The 23,602-nt window shown below is 71.6% G+C and carries 19 protein-coding genes; 7 read left to right on the top strand and 12 right to left on the bottom strand.

Features of this window, described 5'->3' with window-relative positions:
* Positions 1-82: 82 nt before the first annotated feature.
* The gene (locus SSPS47_RS31035) at positions 83-832 is read right to left on the bottom strand and encodes a LytTR family DNA-binding domain-containing protein (RefSeq protein WP_147877858.1); all 750 of its coding nucleotides are present in this window, start codon (positions 830-832) and stop codon (positions 83-85) included.
* Positions 833-946: 114 nt separating this feature from the next.
* On the opposite strand from SSPS47_RS31035, the gene SSPS47_RS31030 reads away from it, so the two are divergent.
* Entirely contained in the window at positions 947-1,615 is a 669-nt protein-coding gene (locus SSPS47_RS31030; RefSeq protein WP_164253804.1) for a zf-HC2 domain-containing protein, read from the top strand.
* Between the two features lie 45 nt (positions 1,616-1,660).
* Here the strand turns inward: SSPS47_RS31030 and SSPS47_RS31025 are convergent, their stop codons facing one another.
* From SSPS47_RS31025 to SSPS47_RS30995, 8 genes are all read right to left on the bottom strand, one after another.
* Positions 1,661-2,527, bottom strand: coding sequence for an Fpg/Nei family DNA glycosylase (locus tag SSPS47_RS31025; RefSeq protein ID WP_164253803.1), 867 nt, complete (start codon positions 2,525-2,527; stop codon positions 1,661-1,663).
* A 48-nt stretch (positions 2,528-2,575) separates the two neighbouring features.
* Entirely contained in the window at positions 2,576-3,454 is an 879-nt protein-coding gene (locus SSPS47_RS31020; RefSeq protein ID WP_164253802.1) for an amidohydrolase family protein, read from the bottom strand.
* On the bottom strand, positions 3,451-4,425 hold the full coding sequence (locus tag SSPS47_RS31015; protein ID WP_164253801.1) for an aldo/keto reductase: 975 nt from the start codon (positions 4,423-4,425) through the stop codon (positions 3,451-3,453). The genes SSPS47_RS31020 and SSPS47_RS31015 overlap by 4 nt, the downstream gene beginning before the upstream one ends.
* A 200-nt stretch (positions 4,426-4,625) precedes the next feature.
* A complete protein-coding gene (locus SSPS47_RS31010) occupies positions 4,626-6,248 on the bottom strand; it encodes a wax ester/triacylglycerol synthase family O-acyltransferase (RefSeq protein WP_164253800.1) in 1,623 nt (540 codons plus the stop codon).
* A gap of 128 nt (positions 6,249-6,376) precedes the next feature.
* Positions 6,377-8,455, bottom strand: coding sequence for a SpoIIE family protein phosphatase (locus SSPS47_RS31005; protein ID WP_164253799.1), 2,079 nt, complete (start codon positions 8,453-8,455; stop codon positions 6,377-6,379).
* A gap of 92 nt (positions 8,456-8,547) precedes the next feature.
* Positions 8,548-9,729, bottom strand: coding sequence for a DUF6777 domain-containing protein (locus tag SSPS47_RS31000; protein WP_203557974.1), 1,182 nt, complete (start codon positions 9,727-9,729; stop codon positions 8,548-8,550).
* A gap of 174 nt (positions 9,730-9,903) precedes the next feature.
* Entirely contained in the window at positions 9,904-10,077 is a 174-nt protein-coding gene (locus tag SSPS47_RS34980) for a hypothetical protein (protein WP_203557973.1), read from the bottom strand.
* A gap of 315 nt (positions 10,078-10,392) precedes the next feature.
* A complete protein-coding gene (locus tag SSPS47_RS30995; RefSeq protein WP_239065359.1) occupies positions 10,393-11,793 on the bottom strand; it encodes an SDR family NAD(P)-dependent oxidoreductase in 1,401 nt (466 codons plus the stop codon).
* Between the two features lie 337 nt (positions 11,794-12,130).
* Here SSPS47_RS30995 and SSPS47_RS30990 point away from each other — a divergent pair, with 337 nt between their 5' ends.
* A complete protein-coding gene (locus SSPS47_RS30990) occupies positions 12,131-12,658 on the top strand; it encodes an SPW repeat protein (RefSeq protein WP_147877866.1) in 528 nt (175 codons plus the stop codon).
* A 140-nt stretch (positions 12,659-12,798) separates the two neighbouring features.
* Here the strand turns inward: SSPS47_RS30990 and SSPS47_RS30985 are convergent, their stop codons facing one another.
* The 3 genes from SSPS47_RS30985 to SSPS47_RS30975 all read right to left on the bottom strand — a co-directional run bounded on the left by SSPS47_RS30985 (position 12,799) and on the right by SSPS47_RS30975 (position 17,283).
* A complete protein-coding gene (locus tag SSPS47_RS30985) occupies positions 12,799-13,536 on the bottom strand; it encodes a GNAT family N-acetyltransferase (protein ID WP_164253797.1) in 738 nt (245 codons plus the stop codon).
* Positions 13,533-14,453 (bottom strand): NADP-dependent oxidoreductase, encoded by a 921-nt coding sequence (locus tag SSPS47_RS30980; RefSeq protein WP_164253796.1) that lies wholly within the window; start codon positions 14,451-14,453, stop codon positions 13,533-13,535. The genes SSPS47_RS30985 and SSPS47_RS30980 overlap by 4 nt, the downstream gene beginning before the upstream one ends.
* Before the next feature lie 205 nt (positions 14,454-14,658).
* Positions 14,659-17,283, bottom strand: a complete 2,625-nt coding sequence (locus tag SSPS47_RS30975) for a PA14 domain-containing protein (RefSeq protein ID WP_164253795.1) — start codon at positions 17,281-17,283, stop codon at positions 14,659-14,661.
* Positions 17,284-17,524: 241 nt separating this feature from the next.
* On the opposite strand from SSPS47_RS30975, the gene SSPS47_RS30970 reads away from it, so the two are divergent.
* The 5 genes from SSPS47_RS30970 to SSPS47_RS30950 all read left to right on the top strand — a co-directional run bounded on the left by SSPS47_RS30970 (position 17,525) and on the right by SSPS47_RS30950 (position 23,597).
* Positions 17,525-18,547 (top strand): LacI family DNA-binding transcriptional regulator, encoded by a 1,023-nt coding sequence (locus SSPS47_RS30970; protein WP_164253794.1) that lies wholly within the window; start codon positions 17,525-17,527, stop codon positions 18,545-18,547.
* A gap of 318 nt (positions 18,548-18,865) precedes the next feature.
* On the top strand, positions 18,866-19,954 hold the full coding sequence (locus tag SSPS47_RS30965) for an ABC transporter substrate-binding protein (protein ID WP_164253793.1): 1,089 nt from the start codon (positions 18,866-18,868) through the stop codon (positions 19,952-19,954).
* Between the two features lies 1 nt (position 19,955).
* Complete coding sequence (locus tag SSPS47_RS30960; protein ID WP_203557972.1) at positions 19,956-21,596, top strand: sugar ABC transporter ATP-binding protein; 1,641 nt, start codon at positions 19,956-19,958, stop codon at positions 21,594-21,596.
* Positions 21,589-22,551: an ABC transporter permease gene (locus SSPS47_RS30955; RefSeq protein WP_147877873.1), complete on the top strand. Its 963-nt coding sequence runs from the start codon at positions 21,589-21,591 to the stop codon at positions 22,549-22,551. The genes SSPS47_RS30960 and SSPS47_RS30955 overlap by 8 nt, the downstream gene beginning before the upstream one ends.
* Positions 22,548-23,597: an ABC transporter permease gene (locus tag SSPS47_RS30950; protein WP_164253792.1), complete on the top strand. Its 1,050-nt coding sequence runs from the start codon at positions 22,548-22,550 to the stop codon at positions 23,595-23,597. The genes SSPS47_RS30955 and SSPS47_RS30950 overlap by 4 nt, the downstream gene beginning before the upstream one ends.
* The last annotated feature ends 5 nt before the right edge of the window (positions 23,598-23,602 follow it).

Below are 23,602 nucleotides of genomic sequence, written 5' to 3'. Positions count from 1 at the left end.
GGTGCCAGGGCCGGAGTCTAAGCAGACCGCCGAGGCGGAGGGAAGCCCCGGCCCGTTACCGACCGCCCGGCGAAGGGCCAGGTCAGCGGCCGGGCTGGCGCATCAGCAGATCACGCAGGGCCCTGGAGTGACGTCTGCTGACCGCCAGTTCCGCCTCGCCGACGCGCACGCTCATGGCGCCCGCGTCGAGGCGCAGTTCGTCGATGCGGGCGATGGCGACGAGATGCCGGCGGTGGATCCGTACGAATCCGCGGGAGCGCCAGCGCTCCTCCAGGGTGGTGAGGGGTATGCGCACCAGATGGCTGGCGGTGTCGGTGTGGAGTCTGGCGTAGTCGCCCTGGGCCTCGGCGTAGACGATGTCGGCGACGGGGACGAAGCGGGTCACGCCGCCGAGCTCGACGGGGATCTGGTCGGTGGAGGTGTCCACGACGGGGCCGCGCTCCCCCACCAGCTCCGCGACGCGCCGCACGGCCTCGGCCAGCCGCTCCCGGCGGACGGGCTTGAGCACGTAGTCGACGGCCTTGAGGTCGAACGCCTGGACGGCGAAGCCCTCGTGGGCGGTGACGAAGACGATCAGCGGGGGTTCGGCGAAACCGGCCAGCAGCTTGGCGACGTCGAGACCCGTGAGCCCCGCCATGTGGATGTCGAGGAAGACGACGTCGACGGCGGCCGGATCGTCCGGGCCCGCGTCGAGCGCGGCCCCGATACGGCGCAGCGCCTCGGTCGCGCTGGTGGCGCCCTCGGCACCGCGGATCCGCGGGTCGGCCCGCAGGAGGTACAGCAGCTCTTCGAGGGCGGGCTCTTCGTCGTCCACGGCCAGTACACGCAGCATGACGCGGAAGTTTAAGGGCTCCGGGGCGTGGTGGGCCCGGATCGGGAACGGATATCGATGCGTGGACAGGGATGTCGTTTGAGTGATTCGCCGTCGCGCCCCGTATCAGGGGGCATGCGGACCCCGGAGATCCATCGCGACGTGGGCGCCTACGCGCTCGGCGTCCTCGACGCGGCAGACGCCTTCCGCTTCGAGGACCATCTCATGGACTGTCCGCACTGCACACTGCTGTTGGGCGATTTCGACGCGGTGAGGGGTCAGCTCGACGAGTACACGCGGGGGACCCCCGCGCGGGTGGCGCCCATCGTGTCGGCGGGGCCCGAGCTGCTGCACCGGATGCTCGAAGGGACGGCCGCCCGGCGGCGGGTGAGCCGCAGACGGCGGCTGGCCCTGCTGGCGGCGGCGATGGTGATCGCGGTGGGCGGCCCGTTCGCGATCGTCGACGCGCAGCGGGGCGGCGGCTCCCCGGCGGTGCCGACGGCCGAGCGGTGGACGGCGAAGGACCGCATGACCGGGACGGCCGCGGTCGTGACGGCGGCGGAACGGGGCTGGGGCACGGACATCGCACTGGAGCTGTCGAAGTCGGCGGCGGCCGGGGTGTGCGCGCTGATCGCCGTCGGCCGTGACGGGTCGGAGGAGACCGTGATGACCTGGTCCGCACGTGCCGGGAGCGACGGGCCGATGGTCACGTGGGGCGGCGCCGCGCTGCGGCCGTACGAGATCGACCGGTTCGAGGTGCGTACGGCGCAGGGCCACCGGGTGATGACGGTTCGGGGCGGGTGACGGTACGGGGCGGCCGGCGCCGCCTTCGTACGGAGGTGGTCACCGCTACTTGAGGAACCGGGACGTCCGGCGGTCGGCGAGCGGTTTGCCGCCCGTCTGGCAGGTAGGGCAGTACTGGAGCGACGAGTCCGCGAAGGCGACCGACCTGATGGTGTCGCCGCAGACGGGGCATGTCTCGCCGGCCCGGCCGTGCACCCGCAGACCGCTCTTCTTCTCGGCCTTGAGCCGGCCCGCGGCGACACCCCGCGAGCGCTCGATCGCCGAGTTCAGCGTCGTGCGCATCGCGTCGTGGAGGACGGTGATCTCGTCGTCGGTCAGATTCTGGACCGGCTTGAAGGGGGACATCTTCGCCGCGTGCAGGATCTCGTCGCTGTACGCGTTGCCGATCCCGGCGATCAGCCGCTGGTCCCGCAGGGCGCCCTTGAGCTGCCGCCGCTCCCCCGCGAGCAGCGCGGCGAGGGCGTCCCGGTCGAAGGACTCGTCCAGAGGGTCGGGGCCGAGGCTCGCGACGGCGGGCACCTCGAAGGGGCAGCGTACGAGGTGGACGGCGAGGCGCTTGGTGGTGCCCGCCTCGGTCAGGTCGAAGCCGTCGCCCCCGGCCAGGACGGTCCGCAGCGCCAGTGGTCCCTTCCCCGGGCGCGGCGGGGTGGCCGGGAACTCGTCCTTCCAGCGCAGCCAGCCCGCGCGGGCCAGATGGATCACGAGATGGAGCCCGGAGTCGCCCGCCACGATGTCGAGCCACTTGCCGTGCCGCTCGATCCCGCTGACGGTGGCGCCCTCCAGCGCGGTGAGCGGCGGGTCGTACGTCTTGAGGACGTTGATCGACAGGGGCAGGACGCGGGCCACCTCCTTGCCGACCAGATGGCCGTCGAGGAACTCTCTCAGCGCTTCGACTTCGGGGACTTCCGGCATGCGTCAAGCGTGCCGCAGCACCGGCGCGAACGCCCGGCGGGCGCCGGTTCAGAGCCCGTAGACCGCCGTGGCCGTCCCGCCGAAGACGGCCCGCCGCTCGTTCTCGCTCAGATCGCCGGTCAGCGTACGGGTGACGGCCACGACCTCGGCGTACGAGGCGGCCAGCCGGCAGACCGGCCAGTCCGAGCCGAACATCAGCCGCGCGGAGCCGAACGCGTCGAGCGCCGTCTCGGTGTACGGGCGCAGCGTGTCCGCCGTCCAGGAGTCCCACGCGGCCTCGGTGACCAGCCCGGAGAGCTTGCAGACGGCGTTGGGCCTGGCGGCCAGCGCCCGGATGTGACCTGCCCAGGGGGCGAGGTCGCCCGTGGCGACGGGCGGCTTCCCGAGGTGGTCGAGTACGAAGGTCAGCTGGGGCAGCGCCGCGGCGGTCGCGATCGCGGCCGGGAGCTGGTGCGGCAGGACGATCAGGTCGTAGGCGAGCCCGGCGGCGGCCACGGCGGTGAGTCCGCGCCGTACGTCGGGACGCAGCAGCCACTCGGGGTCGGGTTCGCCCTGGACCTGGTGCCGGATGCCCACGAGCTTGTCGCCGCCGGGCATCTCGCGCAGCGCCGCGAGGGTGTCGGCGATGTCGGGGGCGGTGAGGTCGGTCCAGCCGACGACACCGGCGATCAGCTCGCTCGTGTCGGCGAGGGCGAGGAATTCGGGGGTCTCCCCGGCGACCGTCACGGTCTGGACGAGAACGGTGGCGCCGACTCCGGCCGCCCGGGCCTCGGGTGCGAGATCGGCGATGCCGAAGTTCCGCCGGATGGGTGCCATGGCGGGGCCGGTGATCCAGTCCTGGTCCCGTACGGACAGGTCCCACACATGGTGGTGGGCGTCGACGACGGGCGCCGACGCGGTCGGTGGTCGGGGCGGGGCTTCGTTCATCGGGCGTCGCCCTCCAGCAGGCCCTCGGCGCGCAGGTCGTCCCAGAGCGCGTCGGGGACGGTGCGGCCGTACATGTCCGCCGCGTCCTCGACCTCCCGCGCGGACCGGGTGCCGACGAGGACGCTCACGACGGCCGGGTGAAGCAGCGGATAGGCGATCGCCGCGGCGCGCAGCGGGACACCGTGCCGCTCGGCGACGGCCTTGATGCGCAGGGCGCGTTCCAGCAGCGCGGGCGGTGCGGCCGTGTAGTCGTAGGTCGCGCCGGGGCGCGGGTCGGCGAGCAGGCCGGAGTTGAAGACGCCGCCCACGACCACGCCGCGGCCGCGCGCGGCGGCCTCGGGCAGGAGTTCGGCGAGGGCGGACTGATCGAGGAGGGTGTGGCGGCCCGCGCACAGGACGACGTCGACGTCCGTGTCCCGGAGGAAGCGGGTGAGCACGGCCGTCTGGTTCATCCCGGCGCCGATCGCGCCGACGACTCCCTCGGCCCGCAGCCGTTCCAGCGCGGGGTACGCCTGTGCGAAGGCGTCGGCGACGTGATCGTCCGGGTCGTGCAGATACACGGTGTCGATCCGGTCGGTGCCGAGCCGCTCCAGACTGTCGTCGATGCTCCGTCGTACGCCGTCGGCGCTGAAGTCCCAGACGCGGCGGTGGGTGGCACGGACGGCGAAGCCGTTGTCGAGGTCGTCGCCGTCGGCGAACGGCAGGGGCTCCAGCAGCCGGCCCACCTTGGTCGACAGGGTGTAGTCGGCGCGGGGGCGGGAGCGCAGGGCCTCGCCGAGGCGGCGTTCGGCGAGGCCGAGGCCGTAGTGCGGTGCGGTGTCGAAGTAGCGGATGCCCGCGTCCCAGGCGGCGTCGACGGCCGCCGCGGCCCGCTCCGGTTCGACGGGGGTGTAGAGATTGCCGATTCCGGCCGTTCCGAAGGAGAGCTCGGATACGCCGACCTCGCCGCTTCCGAGCGTGTTCTGCCGCATTGCGCTGTGCCTCCCGAAGTTGACACCCCAGAATATTCATCGGATGACTGGGTGGCGTCAACACCTTCGAGGCAGCGAAGTCCGCCGCGCCGGGGACTGTGTCCGGGCTGTGTCCAGGCCGCGTCCGTTCGGCCTGTTCGGTCTGTTCGGCGCTTGAGGACGTCACGCGGGCCGGAGGCGCGCGTCGGGAATTGTCCGATCTATCCGACCAGGTCGGCCCCTGCGGACACGGCGGGCAGAGCGGACATGTCGCGTTCGACGGGGACGGTGGCGGCGGAGACGGTGGCCGCGGGGGCCGCGGGGGCCGCGGGGGCCGCGGGGGCCGCGGGGGCCGCGGGGGCCGCGGGGGCCGCGGGGGCCGCGACCACGGCCGCTGCGGTGGGAACTGTGGCGCGGAGCAGTTCGTTCAGCTCCTCGTTCATGTTCTTCGCCAGCCCTGCGAGGTCGGGCACGGCCTTGCCGTCGGCGACGAGACCGACATGGACCTGCCCGCCGTACGTCGTCAGCCCCACCGCCAGGGACTGTCCGCGTGCCAGCGGCGCCATCGGATAGATCTCACGCAGCGGGCAGCCGCCGAACGAGAGCGTCGCGCGCGGCAGCGGCACGCTCGTCACGAGCACGTCGAAGAGGATCCGGGCCGCGCTGCCCGCGATCGGTGCGCCGAGCCGGTGCGCGAGCGGATGCAGCTGACCGGCGAGTACGGCGACGGCTCCGGCGCCCCGCGAGGGACCGTCCTTCTTGTTGCGGTCCATGGCGCCGCGCACCGCGGTCAGCCGGGAGCGCGGATCGGGCTCGGAGACCGGCAGGCCGAGCAGATAGGCGGAGAGCATGTTGCCCGAGCCGGAGCCCCCGCCGGCGCCCGTACCCTGTCTGGCCCGGCTCGGCCGCCGTCCCGAGACCGGCACCAGGGCGCGCGGGTCGGAGCGCGGGTCCCGGTCCGGCAGCTGTTCGCCCCGCTCCAGCAGCCAGCGGCGCAGCGCGCCGGCCACGGTGGCGAGGAGGACGTCGTTGACCGTGCCGCCGTGCGTCCTGCGCACCTGCCGTACGTCCTCCAGCGGGAGCACGGCGGTGGCGAGTTGCCGGGTGCCGCTGGAGCCCGCCGTGAGGGCGGGTGTACCGCGCATGTCGAGTCGGCTGGCACGGACGACGGAGGCGCCGATCCCGAGCGCCCGGCCCAGGTCGCCGAGCCGGTTCCTCGCCATGCCGGCCAGCTGCCAGGGGCCGGGCAGCCGGGAACGGGGCGGTGCGGGGCGGGTGCGGCGGGTGCCGGCGGCTCGCGCGTCGGCGATCTGGTCGAAGATCCCGGCGCCGATGGCCACGGCGCGCATGCCGTCCGCGAGGGCGTGGTGGAGCTTCACCAGTACGGCGAAGGGCCGGCCGCCCGGCGGCGTACCGGCGGCCGGTCCGTCACCGCCCGGCGCCCCGTCTCCCGCCGGCCCGCCCGCCAGGACGTACATCTCCCAGGGCGGGATGCCGCGCTCCAGCGGCCGTTCCATCAGCTCCCCGGCGAGCCGCGAGGCCTCCTCGGCGAAGTCGCCGGGCGGCAGCCCGACGAGCCTGACGTGTCTGCGTACGTCGAAGTCCTTGTCCACGCTCCAGGCGGCGCCGCCGACGGGCAGCAGGACGTCCCGCACCAGCATCCGCAGCCGGGGGACGGCCGCCGCGCGGGTGGCCAGCAGCTCCAGCAGCGCCTCGTCGTCGGCACCGGTCCGCGCGCCGGGCGCCGCCTCGAAGACGGCGAGCGCGCCGAGGTGCATCGGGTGGTCCGGGGATTCGAGATGCCAGAAGGCCAGATCGAGAGGTGCCAGCAGCTCGGTGGTCAAGGGGGCCTCATGTCTCGCGGAGGGTGGCCGGGAGCCGCAGTCAATCGCCTGCGGTCGGTTACGGTCAAGTACGAACACGTTACGTACAGTTAGTGAGACTGTAATGCCCCGTACCCCGCGCTGCCCTCTCAGCCGTCCCGGTCCGGGCGGCCAGAGATCACGAACTCGCTCCACACGCATTTGCCGCTGCCGCGCGACTCCACGCCCCACTCGTCGGACAGCGCGTCCACCAGCACCAGACCGCGGCCCGAGACCCCCGACTCACCCGCGTCCCGGATCCTCGGCAGCGCGCTCGACCGGTCCTCGACCTCCAGCCGCAGCCGCCGCTCCACCCCCGGCAGCACCCGCACGGTCACGATCGAACCGCCCTCGGTGTGCGTCAGCGCGTTGGTCATCAGCTCGTCCACCACCAGCTCGACATCGTCCGACCGGTCCCCCGCGCCCCAGGCGCGCACCGCCGCCCGGACCATGTGGCGGGCCGACGACAGCGCCTCGGGGTCGCCCTGCCCCACGTGCTGCTGGAGCTTGCCGCCGGTCCTGCCCGCGTACGCGCCCCGCCTGCGCAGCAGCAGTACGGCGATGTCGTCCTCGCCGCCCCGCTCGTCCACCGAATCGCACAGCCGGTCGGCCAGCTTCTGGAGGTCGCGCGGCCCGCCCGCGACCAGTCCGGCCAGCCTCTGCATCCCCTCGTCCAGATCGACTCCGGGGATCTCCACCAGACCGTCGGTGTAGAGGACCAGCGTCTGACCGGGATCCAGCTCGACGGTGTTCACCGGGTAGTCGAGCCGGCCGAACTCCGCAGACAGCCCGAGCGGCAGCCCGCCCTCCGCGGGCAGTCGGCGGCAACTCCCGTCGGTGTCGCGGATCATCGGATCGACATGGCCCGCCCGGACCACCCGGACGACGCCCGTGGCCAGGTCCGCCTCCGCGTAGATGCAGGTCGCGAAGCGGTCGGTGTCGAGTTCGTGCAGGAAGACAGAGGCGCGCGCCATCACCGTGGCCGGGGTGTGACCCTCGGCCGCGTACGCCCGCAGGACGATTCGCAGCTGCCCCATCACGGCCGCGGCGTCGGTGTCGTGCCCCTGTACGTCTCCGATGACGGCGCCGACCCGGCCGCCGGGCAGTGGGACGATGTCGTACCAGTCGCCGCCGATGTCCCTGCCGAGCCGGGACGACCGGTAGCGGACGGCGATCTCCGCACCGGGCACGGCCGGGATGCGGCGCGGGAGCATCGCCTGCTGGAGCCCTTCGGCGAGATCGTGCTCCTGCTCGAACAGGACGGCGCGCTGGAGGCTCTGGGCGATGCTGCTGCCGAGGGCGACCAGCAGATTGCGGTCCTCGGTGGTGAAGCCGGTCTTGTCGCCGTAGAGCAGCCCGACGGCCCCGATGGGGCGGCCCTGCGCGACCAGCGGCAGATAGGCCGCCGAGGTGATGCCGAGATGGCTGATGTGGGGCCACAGACCCGAGTAGGAGACGGCGAAGTCGTCCGCGGACTCGATGAACCGCGGGCTGAGCGTGCGGATCACCTCGCTCATCGGGTACTCCTCGTCCACCCGTGTGACGCGGGTCCCCGGCACGAAGGAGCCGGCGGGCCCCTCGGCGACGAGATGGATGCGTCCGGAGTCGAGGAGACCTATGACCATGCTGGTGGCACCGAGGTGTTCGAGTCCGTCGGAGTACTTGAGCACGTCGATGACGTCCTGGACCGTACGTGCGTGCGCGAGGGCGGCCGTGGCGCCCTCGACGACGGTGGTCCTGCGCCGGCGTTCCTCGTCCAGTTCGAGCCGTGCCATCGAGTCGGCGAGTTCCTGGGTGGCATCGCGCATGATGCCGATGAGACGGCGCGGACGGCCGGTCGCGTCGCGGCGGACGGAGCCCTGCGCGTGTGTCCAGCGCAGGGTGCCGTCTCGGCGCCGGACGCGGAAGTACGCGCCGCAACCGTCGTCGCCGCTGCTGATCGCCTCCCCGACGAAGGCGTCGAGCCGTTCGTTCTCGCCGCTCGGCAGGCGCTCCAGGACGCTCGCGCGGGTGCCGTCGTATTCGTCCTCGCTCATGTCGAGGATGCCCAGCGCCACCTGGTCCAGATGGAGGAGACCGATACCGAGATCCCAGTCGAAACAGCCCATGCCGTTGAGGGACAGGCTCAGTTCCGGCTTCGCGGGCCAGTCGTCGGGGAGCGACGGGGGCCCCGCTTCCCGATCAACCATGGAGTCACTCTGTCATCATTTGTCGGATATCTCGACTGGTCGGGCGGTCGCCGGCACGGGTCCGCGGGTGGACCGGGCCGGGCCGCTCCCGGTCAGCCCTGGAAGGTGAGGGGCCCGGCCGGGTCGTCCCCGGGCACCGACGGGGTGAGGCCGTCGTCGGACAGCGCGCCGGGGCCGCCGTCGAGCGTCGGGCCGGAGCCCTCCCGCTCCGGGGACATCGGCATCACCGGGTAGTCCGGGTCGACACCGCCGTCGGGCTCCCCCGTGGGGGTGGCCGAGGGGCAGTCGGAGGGGACCGCCATGTTCTCGGGCTCGTCGGGCTCGGGGGCGTCCGGTGTGAGGCAGTCGGGCGAGGGGGCCGGGTCACTGCGGGGGGCGTCGGGCTCGGGGGTGCCCGGGGTCGTGCCGGTCGGGTCCGGCGGCTCCACCGACGGGTCGATGATGTCGGTGTCCGGGGAGTACGGGGGCGGTACGTCGGGCTTCTTGTCCTGGTCGCCGTCGGTGCCGGTCCTGCGCTCGATCCACTCGTCACCGGCGACGATCAGCAGGGCGGTCAGCACCCGGGTGCTCCGGTTGACCACGACGACCCGGTCGGGCCGGTAGCCGCTCCAGGGCTCTCCCTGGCGGACCACGTCGGAGCGCGGTGCGACGGCCGGGCGCAGCGGGTTCCCGCCGGCGCAGCGGACCCTGGGCAGCCCACGGTCGTCCACGAGGACGGCGGTGCCGCTCTGGAGTACGGCCTGGTGGGCGGCAGCCGCCCCGCCCCGGTAGCCGTGGCTGGTGAGACGTACGTCGGCGCGCAGTACGACAGGGGTGAGTCCGCGCAGGAAATTCGGGACGGAGGCGGCGCCGACGCCGGCGCCGCGGGCGAAGGCGGTGGCCTTGCCGGGGTCGGCGGTGAGCAGCCGGACCTGTGCGTCGACGTCGCAGCTGGTGAGGGATTTCGTGCCGCCGTACAGCCCGGCGGTGGCGCCGGAGACGGAGCGCACCGCCTGGGCGCGCTCACCGGGGGCGCTCGGTTCGGCCGGTGCGCTCGGCGACGGCGGGACGGAGGGGGTGGCGTCCGGCAGCGGCGCCGCGGTCGACTCGGTGAAGGGGGCGGGGCCGGGGGCCGCGAACGGCTGGAGGAGGACCTTCGCGGACGCCGCGTTCGCGGCTTTCGCCGCCCGCGAGTCCTTGCCGACACCGTCCTCGCCGCAGCCGGCGATGATCAGAATGCCGGCCGACAGCACGGCGAGCGCGGCGTGCCGGGGGCGAATGGACAGGCATTCCACAGGGTCTCCCAGCTGTTCGTCCCGGACTGTGACTCCATATCTGCCGGACACGGAGCCACCCCGCAAGCGGGGGGACGCAGGTGGAGCACCGGGACCCAACCGGCGCCGGGCGGGCCGCATGTGCGGCCCGCCCGGCGTCCGGGAACGTTCGATCCAGGGCTCCGGGCCCCGGAGCTAGTCGATGCCCTGGAGGATGTGGGGCTCCGCGAGGTCGTCCTCGTAGCCCGCCAGCCTGATCGGCGCGGACCTGGCCCACACCTCGATGTTCCGGAGCTTCTCGGGGCCGGCGCCCCGTCCGCCGGCCGGTTCGGCCGGGCTGTTCTCGTGCTGAGCCTTCTCAGGTGTCACCGCGCACTCCTCTGGGTCGCGCAACCCCGGGCACGCCGGCTCCGGACTCTCACCGGGCTCCGACCGCCGAACGGGGCAGGGGCAAGGGCAGTTCGGTCGCGGTGGCGCCGGTTTTCGGGCGGGGTGGTGGCCTGGTTGCAGGCCGGTCCCGGGACGGCCGAGGAACCTTCGTGGGTTCCCGGGTGGCGTCCGTGCGCCATACATTAACCAAATGAGCGCGAGCGCGCTCGATGGGGCCCGTTCCGTGGGTCACTTCCGGACAACGATCAGGACAACACGCCGGACGGCACCCCGCCCGCCGTGAGTTGGCGGGGATTACCAGTTGGCCGGCGCGTAGTCCTTGAGGAAGCAGCCGTACAGATCCTCGCCGCCCTGGCCGCGCACGATCGGGTCGTAGACGCGGGCCGCGCCGTCGATCAGGTCGAGCGGGGCGTGGAAGCCCTCCTCGGCGAGCCGCATCTTGTCCGGGTGCGGGCGCTCGTCGGTGATCCAGCCGGTGTCGACGGCGGTCATCAGGATCCCGTCGGACTGGAACATCTCCTGCGCGCTGGTGCGGGTCAGCATGTTGAGCGCGGCCTTCGCCATGTTCGTGTGCGGATGGCCGGCGCCCTTGTAGCCGCGGCTGAACACGCCTTCCATCGCCGATACGTTCACGACGTACGTCCGCTCGGCCGCCGCTGCCGCCATCGCGGGACGCAGTCGGCTGATCAGGATGAACGGCGCGGTGGAGTTGCAGAGTTGGACTTCGAGGAGCTCCACCGGATCGACGTCGGAAACCGTCTGGATCCAGCTGTTGGTGTCGTGCAGGTCGGGCACGAGCCCGCCCGCGTCGATCGCCGTGCCCGCCTCGATACGGGCGAGTGTGGCCGAACCGCCGACCAGGGCCAGACCGGTGATGTCCGACGCGCTCAGCGCCTCGCCGCCCCCGGCGGGCAGCACGGCCTGCGCGCCGCTGCCGAACGCGCCGATGACGTGCGAGGAGGGGAGTTCACCGGCGGGCAGCGGCGCGGACTCGGCGGCCAGCAGTTCGCTGTAGGCCTGCGGGGAGCGGCGTACCGTCTGCGCGGCGTTGTTGATGAGGATGTCCAGCGGCCCCTCGGCGGCGACGGAGTCGGCGAGGGCGACCACCTGGGCGGGGTCGCGCAGGTCTATCCCGACGATCTTGAGGCGGTGGATCCAGTCGGCACTGTCCTCCATCGCCTTGAAGCGGCGGATCGCGTCGCCGGGGAAACGGGTGGTGACGGTGGTGTGCGCGCCGTCGCGCAGCAGGCGCAGCGCGATGTACATACCGATCTTGGCGCGGCCCCCGGTCAGCAGGGCGCGCTTGCCGGTGAGGTCCGTACGGGCGTCCCGGCGGGCCCGGTTCTCGGCGGCGCACGGCTGGCAGAGCTGGTGGTAGAAGGCGTCGACCTCGACGTAGCGGGTCTTGCAGATGTAGCAGGAGCGCGGCCGCTGGAGGATGCCCGCGATCTCGCCCGCGGCCGAGGACGACGGCAGCAGTCCCTGCGTCTCGTCGTCGATGCGCTCGGCGGATCCGGTGGCCGTCGCCTCGGTGACCGCCTTGTCGTTGGCGGTCTTCGCCGCCCGACGCTCCTGGCGGCGGCGCTGCTTGACGGTCCGGTAGATCCCGGCGGTGGCGCGGCGTACGGCCACGGCGTCGGGGTGGTCGACGTCGAGCTTGTCCAGTTCGTCGAGCACGGCGAGACAGACGGCCATGCGCTCGGGGTCGATACCGGGGCCGTGGACGTCCGGGCCGTGGTCGCCGGAGCCGTACGCGGCGACCGGTCCCCTCTCGCCGAGCGTGGTCCCGTCATCTGTCAACGTCATCGCCGGTGCCGTTCCCTATCACTCGTCATCACCCGTTCGGAGCCGGTCGGATCCGTGGCGGACAGGGCCGTCCGGCCCAGCGGCCTCGAACAGTTTGCCATGAGGTACAGGGCGGTTTGTGCACCGCCCAACTACACATAAGGGTGAATAGGGGGCAGAATGGTGATGTACGGCTCGATCCAGAGCAACGCGGTCGAACCTCTCATGACCGAAGGAGTCGAGACTCATGGCCGATGTTTCACACACCAGGGGAGACACAGGTTCTCGCCCCGGTGTTACCGACACCAGGGGAGACATAGGTGCTCACCCTGACGTACCAGAGATGCGGGCCAGGTACGCCCGCGTGCTCGGTGGACGTGATGTGGCACTGCTGGACGGGCCGATCTTTCTCGCCGGCCTGTTCATCGCCCTCTCACCGTGGATCCTTCACTACACGGCCAACCAGCCGGTGCTGGTGGTCCACAACGTGATCATGGGTGCCGCGATCGCCGGCCTGGCCCTCGTGTTCTCCGCGACACCGACCCGGACGTACGGCTTCAGCTGGGCCCTGTGCCTGATGGGCGCCTGGATGGTCGCCGCACCATGGGTCGTCGGTTCCAGCCCCGACCGCGGTGTGTTCCTCAGCAACGTCATCGCTGGTGCGCTCGTCGCCGTGCTGGGCCTCATCTGCGGCGCCGCGGCCATGAGGGCGGGCCGCATGCGCAATCGGACGGGCCGTCGGGCGAGCGAGATGAGTCACCAGACTCAGACGTAGCCCAGATACCCCCGCCCGGGGCGGGCGGACGGCCGTCACAGGCCGTCCGCCCGCCCCGTCGGCTTGTGGTCCGTGTGCCCACCGCGGGCGCCGTCCCTCCCGAGTACGGCTCGGCCCGGCTCGACGCGGCCCGCTGCGGCTCAGCCGCCCGCCGTCGCCGGGACCCGTGACGGCTGCGGGACGCGGACCCCGAGGAAGGGGATACGGCGGCGCAGCCGGAATCCCAGCGCCTCGTAGAGCCGTACAGCGTTCTCGTTGTCCCCGGCGGCCTGGATGAACGGGACCTCGCCGCGCTCCTTGATCCCCGCGGCCACCGCGAGGATGAGCCGGCCGCCCAGCCCCTGGCCGCGGTACTCGGGGGCCGTGCAGACCGCGCTGATCTCGGTCCAGCCGGGCGGATGCATCCGCTCCCCCGCCATCGCCACCAGCTCACCGTCGCGGCGGACCCCCAGATATGTCCCCAACTCGATCGTGCGCGGCCGGAAGGGCCCCGGTCTGGTGCGCTCCACCAGGTCCAGCATCTCGGGTACGTCGGCGCCGCCGAGAACCACCGCCTCCTCGTAGTGGACCGCGTCCACCGACTCGTCGACGAGCTGGACACCGTCCACCTCGAAGGTGATCTCCCAGCCGTCCGGGGGCACCACACGCGTCCCGGCGAGGGTGGCCGTCCCGCCCGCTCCGACGAGGGGGGCGGCGTCCGCCCAGTCGTGCGCGTCGGGCTCCTCGGGCAGGGCCAGCCAGGTCGACACCTCGGGCCGGTAGCCGAGCACCCGGCCGCGCCGCTCGGCGAAGTGGGCGTGCGGGCCGGTCAGCGCGGCGAGCACGGGATTGTCGAGCGGGTGGTACGACGTGGGGGCCGACCGTCCGGCGGCGCTCACGCGCCGACCTCGATGACGATCTTGCCGAGGGCGTGCCCCTCCTCGACCGCGCGCAGCGCCTGCGCCGCCTCGGCCAGCGGGAAGGTCCGGGTCACGTACGGCCGCAGGGTGCCCGCCACCACCAGCTCGGCCACCTCTTCGAGGACGGCGGCCGTGCGGAGCCGTACCACCGCCGCTCCGCCGAGGGTCGCGACCCGCGGCTTGTCCCCCGCGCTGATCAGCTTGGCGAGGTCGGGAACGAGTCCGGCGACGGCCTCCAGGTCCGCACCGCCGACGAGGTCGAAGACCGCGTCGACGCCGTCGGGCGCGGCGGCCCGCACCCGCTCCTGGAGTCCGGGGCCGGGCGGGACGTGGACGGCGCCCAGCGATTCCACGAAGTCCTTCTTGCCCGCGCTCGCGGAGCCGACGACGCGGATGCCGTTCGCGACCGCGATCTGTGTCGCGGCCACGCCGACTCCGCCGCCGGCGCCGGTGATCAGCAGCGTCCCGCCGGCGGGCAGGTCCAGCTGGTTGATGCCGTCGTAGGCGGTCGCGGCCGCGACCGGCAGGGCCGCCGCGTCGGTGAACGACACCGCGTCCGGCTTGTGCGCGGTGATCGCGGCGGGCAGCAGGGTGTACTCGGCGTATCCGCCGGTGACGGGGTTGCCGAAGACGGCGTCGCCCACGGCGAATCCCCGGACGCCCTCGCCGATCTGCTCGACCACTGCGGACGCCTCGCTGCCGAACACGGTGGGCAGCGGCTTCGGCGTGGCACCCGGCCGGGTGTAGCCGGTGCGCAGCTTCCAGTCGACGGGGTTGACGCCGGCCGCGCGGACGGCGACGAGGAGTTCACCGGGGCCGGGGACGGGCTTCGGCAGGTCGAGGAAGTCTTCGCCCTCCGGACCGCCGAACCGGGTGTAGACGTACGCCTTGGGCATGTGATCCCTCGCTCTGACTGCTGACGTCGGTGGCCGCGCCGGATCGTGTGCGCGGTGGGCAGCAGTTTCAAGTCCGGGCTCCGACCTGCTTATTCCCGGTGAAACGCGCTGTTCATCCAACTCACGGAGGGACGGGGGCGGACGGCGGGCCAACAGACGGGCGCCGCACGGGGGATGAAGCCCGTGCGGCGCCCTGGAAGTCCGGTCAGGAGTTCGCGCACTCCATCGAGGCCGGGTCCGACGCGTCCTGGATCAGGGCGTCGTGAGCCGCCTTGAGCCGTTGGACGTCGGGCTTCATGACCTTGCGGTCGTAGGTGAGCAGCCCGTTGAGCTCACCCTCCACATCGGTGATCTGGGTGTAGACGGCTCCATTGCTCCCCCGGCAGGCGAGGTCGCGTACGTTGTCGAGCTGCCCCAGGTACTCGTCCGTGTACTTCTCCTTGTCGACACCGACATAGGTGTGCTGGACCGGCCAGGCGTGGCCCGGTACGGCGAGGCCGAGGCCGCCGTACTCACCGCTGACCAGCGCCCGTTTCCCGTCGGGCGCGGGGAGCAGGGGTGTCGGATAGCCGTGCGCGTCCGCGATGTCGCCGTTCTTGCCGTCGACGGCCCCGCAGCAGTTGACGCCGCTCATGTTGTTGACCAGCCGGGTCGGGTCCCAGCCCTTGGCCTGGTCGGCGATCCGTGCCTGGTCGTACTGGCCCCAGCCTTCGTTGAACGGGACCCACATGATCACCGATGGGCTGCTCGCGTGCTGGTCGATCATCTCCTTCATCTCGTGTTCGAACTGGGCCGCGGCGGGGGCCGCCGGGGACTTCGGCATCGACGGCATGTCCTGCCAGACGAGGAGTCCCAGCTTGTCCGCCCAGTAGAACCACCGGTCGGGCTCCACCTTGATGTGCTTGCGCACGGAGTTGTAGCCGAGTTCCTTGTGCTTCTTGAGGTCGAACGCCAGCGCCTCGTCGGTCGGCGCGGTGTGCAGTCCGTCCGGCCAGAATCCCTGGTCGAGAGTGGCCATCAGGAAGACGGGCTTGCCGTTGAGCACGGTGCGCGGCACCCCGTCGACCTTCTCGACGGCGATGGAGCGCATACCGAAGTAGCCGCCCACCCGGTCGCCGTCGGCGCGTTCGCCGCCGATGCGCACGTCGAGCCTGTACAGATGCGGATCCTCCGGTGACCACAGGCGCGGGTCGGGGACCGGGACGCTGAGCGGCGCTCCCGCACGGCCCTTGACCGTGCCGACCTTGCGCCTGCCGTCGTACGCGGTGGCCGTGACCGGCACCCCGGCGCGTACGCCGCGGACCTCGACCGCCAGCTTCTCCGCCGTGATGTCCGGGGTCAGCTTCAGTGAGTCGGCGTGGTCGGCGGCGACCGGCTCCATCCAGACCGTCTGCCAGATGCCGGAGGACGAGGTGTAGAAGATGCCGCTCGGGTCGAGGCGCTGCTTGCCCATGGGCGGGTTCTCGCCGTCCGCGGCGTCGGTCGGGTCGTACACGCCGACGATCAGCTCCTGCGTGCGGCCGGGCTTGAGCGCGTCGGTGATGTCGACGGAGAACCTGTCGTAGCCGCCCTTGTGTTCGGTGACCTTCCTGCCGTTGACGTACACCTCGGACTGCCAGTCGACGGCGTCGAAGTTGAGCTTGAGACGCTGGCCGGCCTTGCCGTGCCGGTCGCGGTCGGCGGCGGAGATGTCCCAGCTCTCGGGGACGGTGAAGGTCCTGCGGTACCACATCCGGTCCTCGTGCCGTTCGAGTCCGGAGAGCTGCGACTCGACGGGGTAGGGGACCAGGATCCTCTCGCGCAGCTCCTTGCCCACCGGCGGGCGTTCGCCCTTCTCGGCGGCGGCGAACTGCCACTCACCGTTCAGATTGCGCCAGGCGTCGCGGGTCATCTGCGGACGCGGGTACTCGGGCAGCGCGTTGTCCGGGCCGACGTCCTTGGCCCACGGCGTGGCGAGCTGGTACTCGGACTTGTTCGGTCCGCTGCTCCAGAACGCGCCCACGGGGTCGGCGTCCTGTGAAGTGAGCCCGCCCCGGCCGTCGTAGCGGATGTCGGCGGTACCGCCCTTGCCCACCACGGGTTCCCCCAGGCCGACAAGCAGACTGCGGGCGTCGGCCGGGTCCTTCCTGACCGATCCGAGCGGCCATTGGGCGCCGCCGATGATCGCGTCGAGGTGGCCGGCGATACCCGCCGGGGGCGTGGCGAGCTCCTGGGCGAACTCCATCCGCAGTGTGCGGCCGTCGGCCAGGACGGTGGTGGCGATGGCACCGTCGTACGCGTAGCCGTCGGGGAGGCGGAAGGCGGAGGTGGGCACAGGCTCTTTCGCGCCACCGGGTTCGGTCCAGTTGAGATGGAGGTTCGAGCCGCCGACGTTCTCGAAGAACTCGACCTTGATGTCGTACTCCTGGCCTCCGGTGAGGTCGACCGGGTCGGCGGTCTGCTCGTTCTCCCAGTCGTCGACCCAGTGGTCGATGACGATCTCGCCGCCGACCCACAGCCGGAACCCGTTGTCGCCGATCATCGAGAAGGTGTGCGGGCCGCTCTGTTCAGGGACGATCTTCCCGGTCCAGCGGACGGTGGCGTGGTCGGCGCTGCCGGTGGCCGTGGAGAGCCGGGATTCGAGGCTGTCGAAGTCGATCTGGGGGTCGAAACCGGTGGCCTTCAGCTCGTGGAAGTCGAAGGCGCCGGGCGCGGACGACGAGTAGTAGTCACCCCTGAGTCCGTGGGGCACGACCGGGTCGTCCGCGGCCGATGCCGCTGGGACCGCCGTGAGTCCGGCGACGCCCAGGGCGGCGGCGAGCAAAAGGGCGATTTTTCTTCGGATGCGCACAAATCCTCCTTGCTGCTGGCCCCTGCCGGGTGGCCGGCGATTCGGAGGTCATCCGGCAGGGTCCGAGGGTGGCGGCTCGTTGCGACAGTCTGTACAACGTTGGAAGGAACGGCAGTTGGCATGACAACATGCCGTTCCACTTGCTGTCCAGGGCCATGACAAAGACCCGTCCCGCAACGTATATAACGTTGTACAGATTGGGCAGGGGCGACCTTCGGGCCGGCCTCGGAGGGGAAATACGGTGACCGTCAGCCTCAAGGACGTCGCGGAACGAGCGGGCGTTTCCATCAAGACCGTCTCGAACGTGGTGAACAACTACCGGCATGTCACGCCGGCGATGCGGGCCCGGGTCCAGCTGGCCATCGACGAACTCGGCTACCGGCCGAATCTCACGGCCCGCCATCTGCGCAAGGGGCGCACCGGGATCATCGCCCTGGCGGTGCCCGAGCTGGGCAACCCGTACTTCGCCGAGCTGGCGGGCTCGGTCATCGACGTGGCCGCGGAGCACGAGTACACCGTGCTGCTCGACCACACCGGTGGCCGCCGCGAGCAGGAGGTCCTGGTCAGCCAGGGGTTCCGGGCACGGGTGATCGACGGGCTGATCCTGAGCCCCATCGAGCTGGAGACCGAGGATCTGCTCGGCCGCGACCAGGACGCGCCGCTGGTGCTGCTCGGGGAGCGGGAGTACGACCTGCCGTACGACCACATCGCGATCGACAACGTGGCCGCCGCCCGGACGGCGGTACGGCACCTGCTGGATCTCGGCCGGTCCAGGATCGCGTTCCTGGGCGCCAGGACCGACCGGGTGAACGAGCCGTCGCACCTGCGGCTGCGCGGCTGGCGCGCCGAGCTGAAGGCGGCCGGGCTGCCGTCGCCGGACTCCCTGATCGCCCCGACGGGCGGCTGGGACCACGCCAACGGCGCCGACGCGATGAACCAGCTCCTCGACTCGGGCGCGACCCCCGACGCGGTCTTCGCGTACAACGACCTGATCGCCATCGGGGCGATGCGGGTGCTCTCCGAGCGGGGGCTGCGGGTCCCCGAGGACGTCGCCGTCGTCGGCTTCGACGACATCACCGAGGGGCGCTACGGCGCTGTGACCCTCACCACGATCTCGCCGGACAAACAGACCATCGCCCGCCTCGCGGTGCGCTCCGTCGTCAACCGGCTGCTGGGCACCGGGGACCCGGTCGGGGCCGGCCCCCGTGAACTCCGCGCCGATTTCCGGCTGGTGGAGCGGGAGAGCACGCTGGGCCGCGTCTGACGCGTCCCGCCCGGCGGGCGCTGCCCGGCAGCGTCGCACGCGCGTCGCGGCGCGCCGCCGGAGCGGCCGAGTACGCCCGCACCGTCCGCCACGCCGATCCTCGCGCCCCGCGGCGCCCCCGCACCGACGGGTCGTCAGCCGCTCCGCGGCGGGCACACGTGGGCCCGTTATCGCGCGAAGGCTTTACAGCCTCCGTACAACGATGTAAAAACCGTTCCGAACGACTCCAGCACATCCACGCAGCAGTCCGTCAGTCCGTACGAGCAGACCTCCCGCGAGCGTCCCGGTCGTCGGGCCCGCGCCGAAATGGGGATCACCATGAAGCTTTCCGCCGCCCGCCGTACCGCCACCACTACCGTCCTCGCCGCGAGCCTCGTCGGCGCTCTCGCACTCAGCGGCTGTGCCAAGTCCGAGGACGACGGCTCCGACAAGAGCTCGTCGGCCGGCGACAAGGACAGCGGCCAGGTCGTCGCCACACCCGGCGCCGACGACAAGACCTGTGACATCGCGCAGTTCGGGGGCGAGAAGATCGACCTGAAGACCGCCACGGTCGGCTTCTCCCAGTCCGAGAAGGAGGCCAACCCCTTCCGGATCGCCGAGACCGCGTCCATCAAGGCCGAGGCCGAGGAGCGCGGGATCAGGCTCCTGACCGCCAACGCCCAGACGCAGTTCTCCAAGCAGATCAGCGACGTGCAGGACCTGATAGCCAAGGGCGCCGACCTGTTGGTGATCGCGCCCCTCAACTCCGACGGCTGGGGCCCGGTGCTGCGCAGCGCCGCGGCGAAGAAGATCCCGATCGTCACCATCGACCGCAAGATCAACGCCACCGCCTGCAAGGACTATGTGAGCTTCATCGGCTCGGACTTCATCGAGCAGGGCAAGCGCGCGGCCGACCAGATGATCGAGGCGACCGGCGGCAAGGGCGAGGTCGCGATCCTGCTCGGCGCCGCGGGCAACAACGTCACCACCGAGCGCACCAAGGGCTTCAAGGACCAGATCGCGGCCAAGGCCCCCGATCTGAAGGTGGTGTTCGAGCAGACCGGTGAGTTCGCCCGCGAGAAGGGCCAGCAGGTCACCGAGCAGCTCATCCAGTCGAACCCCGACATCAAGGGCATCTACGCCGAGAACGACGAGATGGGCCTCGGCGCGGTCAACGCCCTGAAGGGCGCGGGGAAGAAGGCCGGCGCCATCAAGATCGTGACAGTGGACGGCACGCGCAACGCCGTCCAGGGCATCGTCGACGGCTGGATCTCCGGGGTCGTGGAGTCCAACCCGCGCTTCGGTCCGCTCGCCTTCCAGACCCTCGACACCTTCACCAAGGGCGAGAAGGTCGCGCAGGACATCGTCATCCAGGACGGCGCGTACACCCCGGAGAACGCCAAGGCCGATCTGGGCAAGGCTTTCTGACGTGCTGTCGGTCACCGGTCTGACCAAGACGTTCCCGGGCGCACGCGCGCTCGACGGCGTGGACTTCGCCGCCCTTCCGGGCGAGGTCCACGCGCTCATCGGCGAGAACGGCGCCGGGAAGTCCACCCTCATCAAGGTGCTCACCGGTGTGTACCAGCCCGACGAGGGCGAGATCGTCCACGCGGGCGCTCCCGTGCGCTTCCAGACCCCTCTGGAGGCGCAGCACGCCGGGATCTCCACGATCTACCAGGAGGTCAATCTCGTCCCGCTGATGAGCGTGGCGCGCAATCTGTTCCTGGGGCGCGAGCCCCGGAACAGGTTCGGCCTGATCGACTTCCGCCGGATGCACGGCGAGGCCGACGAGGCGCTGCGCTCGCTCGGGCTCCGGGTCGACGTCAAGCGTCCGCTGCGCACGCTCGGCGTCGGCGCGCAGCAGATGGTGGCGCTCGCCAGGGCGGTCTCCGTCGACGCGCGGGTGGTCATCATGGACGAGCCGACGTCGTCGCTCGAACCCCGCGAGGTGAGCACCCTGTTCGGCGTGATCAGGATGCTCAAGGAGCGCGACATCGCGGTGGTGTACGTGAGCCACCGACTGGACGAGCTGTACGAGGTCTGCGACAAGGTCACGGTCCTGCGGGACGGCAAGCTCGTGCACACGGGGCCGATCGCGGAGCTCGACCGGCTGCGTCTGGTGTCGCTGATGCTCGGCCGGGAGATGGGAGAGGTGAGCAGCGAGGGGGTCACCAGATTCACCGGGGACCACCACGCGGGCCGTGAACCGGTGCTCAGCGCAACCGAATTGACGGTCCGCCATACGCTGCACGAGGTCTCGGTCGAGGTGCGGCCCGGTGAGGTCGTGGGCCTCGGCGGGCTGCTCGGCTCGGGCCGTAGCGAGACGGCGAAGGCCATCGCGGGCGCGCTGCCGCCGGACTCCGGGAAGGTGGTGGTGGCGGGCTCCGCCGTACGTACGGGTTCCACGCCCGCCGCCATCCGGGCCGGCATCAGCCTGCTGCCGGAGGACCGCAAGGCCGAGGGCATCGTCCCCGGCCTCTCGGTCCGGGAGAACATCGCGCTGGCCGCACTGCCCGGCCTCTCCCGGTTCGGTCTGGTGGACGACACCAAGGTCGACAAGATCGTAAACACCTTCATGAAGCGGCTGCGGATCAAGGCATCGGGGCCGCATCAGAAGGTCGGCGAGCTGTCCGGCGGCAATCAGCAGAAGGTGCTGCTGGCCCGCTGGCTGGCGATGCAGCCGAAGGTGCTGCTGCTGGACGAACCGACCCGTGGCATCGATGTCGGTGCCAAGGCCGAGGTGCAGGGCCTGATCGACGAACTCGCCGACGAGGGGCTCGGGGTGCTGCTGATCTCCTCCGACATGGAGGAGCTGATCGAGGGGTCGGACCGGGTGGTGGTTCTCAAGGACGGCGCCGTCGTGGCGGAGCTGACCGGGGACGACGTCACCCAGGACCGGCTGCTGCAGGCGATCGCGGCGGCCCCCGAGTCGGACGCGGCGCTCAAGACGGTCGCTCCCGACGCCGCCGCGATCGTGGCACCGGGGTCCGCGCCGGTGGCACCGGAGCCGGCCCCCGCCGCCGTACCGGTCGACAAGACCTCCTCGGGAGGGGAGAGGGACCATGACTGAACTCGCCCTGAAGGGCGCCCCCCTCGACCGCGCGCGGCTGCTGCGCCTGCTCCAGGACTACGGGGTGTACGCGGGCGTCGCCGTCCTGCTGCTGGTCAACATCGCGCTCACCCCGCACTTCCTGTCGACGGAGAACTTCCGTACCCAGGCCGTGCAGGTGGCGCCGGTGCTGATCGTCGCGCTGGGCATGGCGCTGGCCATCGGCAGCGAGGGCGTCGACCTGTCGGTGGGCTCCGTGATGGCTCTCTCGACCTCACTGCTGTCGCTGTACCTCGGCTACGGGCCGTGGGTCGCGCTGATCGTCGCGATGCTGGGCGGCGCCGTCATCGGTCTCGCCAACGGCTCGCTCATCGCGTTCATCGGCGTCCAGCCCATTGTCGCGACACTGGCGTTGATGGTCGCGGGACGCGGTATCGCCCTGGTACTGCTGCCGCAGCTCAAGGACGTACGGGACCCGGGAATGTCCTCGCTCGGCTCGGGCGATCTGTTCGGCATCCCGTATCTCGTGCTGATCGCCGCCGCCCTGGCACTCGCCGTCGGATTCACCGTGCGGCGTACGACCTTCGGCCGCCAGCTCCTCGCGATCGGCGACAGCCGGCCCGCGGCGCAGCTCGCCGGGCTGCCGGTGCGCCGCGTGCTGATCCTCGTCTACGTCATCGCGGGCGTGCTCGCCGCGATCGCCGGAGTGCTCGCCACCGCGAGGCTCCAAGCCAGCGACCCGACCTCGCTCGGCACCCTGATGGAGCTGTCGGCGATCACCGCGGTGGTCGTCGGCGGCACCCCGCTCAGCGGCGGCCGGATCCGGATCGGGGGCACGGTGGCGGGCGCCGTACTGATCCAGTTGCTGACGGCGACGCTCATCAAGCACGATCTGCCGCCGTCGTGGACGCAGATCGCCCAGGCCGTGGTGATCGTGCTCGCGGTCTACGCGGCTCGCGAACGGGGAAAGCGATGACCCACACCCACACGGAGCGTCCGGCCCGCGCCACGGGCACCGGCCCCTCCCCCGGCGAGGACCCGTCCGACGAGGCACCGCTCGGCGCGAGCAGGGCCGAGCGGCTCAGCGCGCTCGCCCAGCAGCACGGCGCGCTCGTCACGCTGCTGCTCGTCGCCATCGGCGCGTCGATCGGCTTCGACACCTTCCTGACCGGCGACAACCTGGAGAACATGGCGGTCTCGTCGGCGTTCCTGGCGATCGTCGCCCTGGGCATGACCTTCGTGATCATCACCGGTGGGATCGACCTGTCCGTCGGTTCGCTGTTCGCGCTCGGCGGGGTGCTCGGCGCCTGGGGTTCGCAGTACGGCACGCTCGTCGCGCTGCTCCTGCCGCTCGCCGTCTGCGGTCTGATCGGACTGGTCAACGGCCTGCTGATCGCGAAGGCGCGGCTCGCGCCGTTCATCGTCACCCTCGCGGCGATGCTCGCCGCCCGCGGCATCCTGCTGGCGATCACCGACGAGGGCTCCAACACCTATCTGGTGGACGAGAAGTCGTTCTTCGCGAGCCTCGGCCAGGAGAAGCTGCTGGGTGTCGGGGTGCCGGTGTGGATCACGGCGGCGCTGTTCGTCGCGGGCGCGGTGATGCTGCGGCGCAGCCGGTTCGGCCAGTACGTGTACGCGGTCGGCGGCAACGAGGACGCGGCGGCGCTGATGGGCGCGCCCGTGGCCCGTACGAAGATCGCCGTCTACACCCTCTCGGGCCTGTGCGCCGGGCTGGCGGGGGCGCTGAACGCGGCCTGGCTGGTCTCGGGCGTCACGATCCTCGGCACCGGTATGGAGCTGGAGGCGATCGCGGCCGTCGTCATCGGCGGCACGCTGCTGACCGGCGGCTTCGGCTTCATCAGCGGCTCACTGGTGGGCGTGCTGCTGCTGAAGGTCATCCAGAACGTCATCAACCAGATCGGTTCGCTCGACTCCGCGTACCAACAGGTCGTCAGCGGCGCGTTCCTGGCGGTGGTGGTGATCGCCCAGACGTGGCTGGGGAGGCGGCGCCGGATGATGTGAGGGGT

The sequence above is a fragment of the Streptomyces sp. S4.7 genome (assembly GCF_010384365.1).
GTDB lineage: Bacteria > Actinomycetota > Actinomycetes > Streptomycetales > Streptomycetaceae > Streptomyces.
The sequence above is the reverse complement of the archived record's forward strand: the minus strand, read 5'-3'. Positions and strand labels throughout refer to the sequence as shown.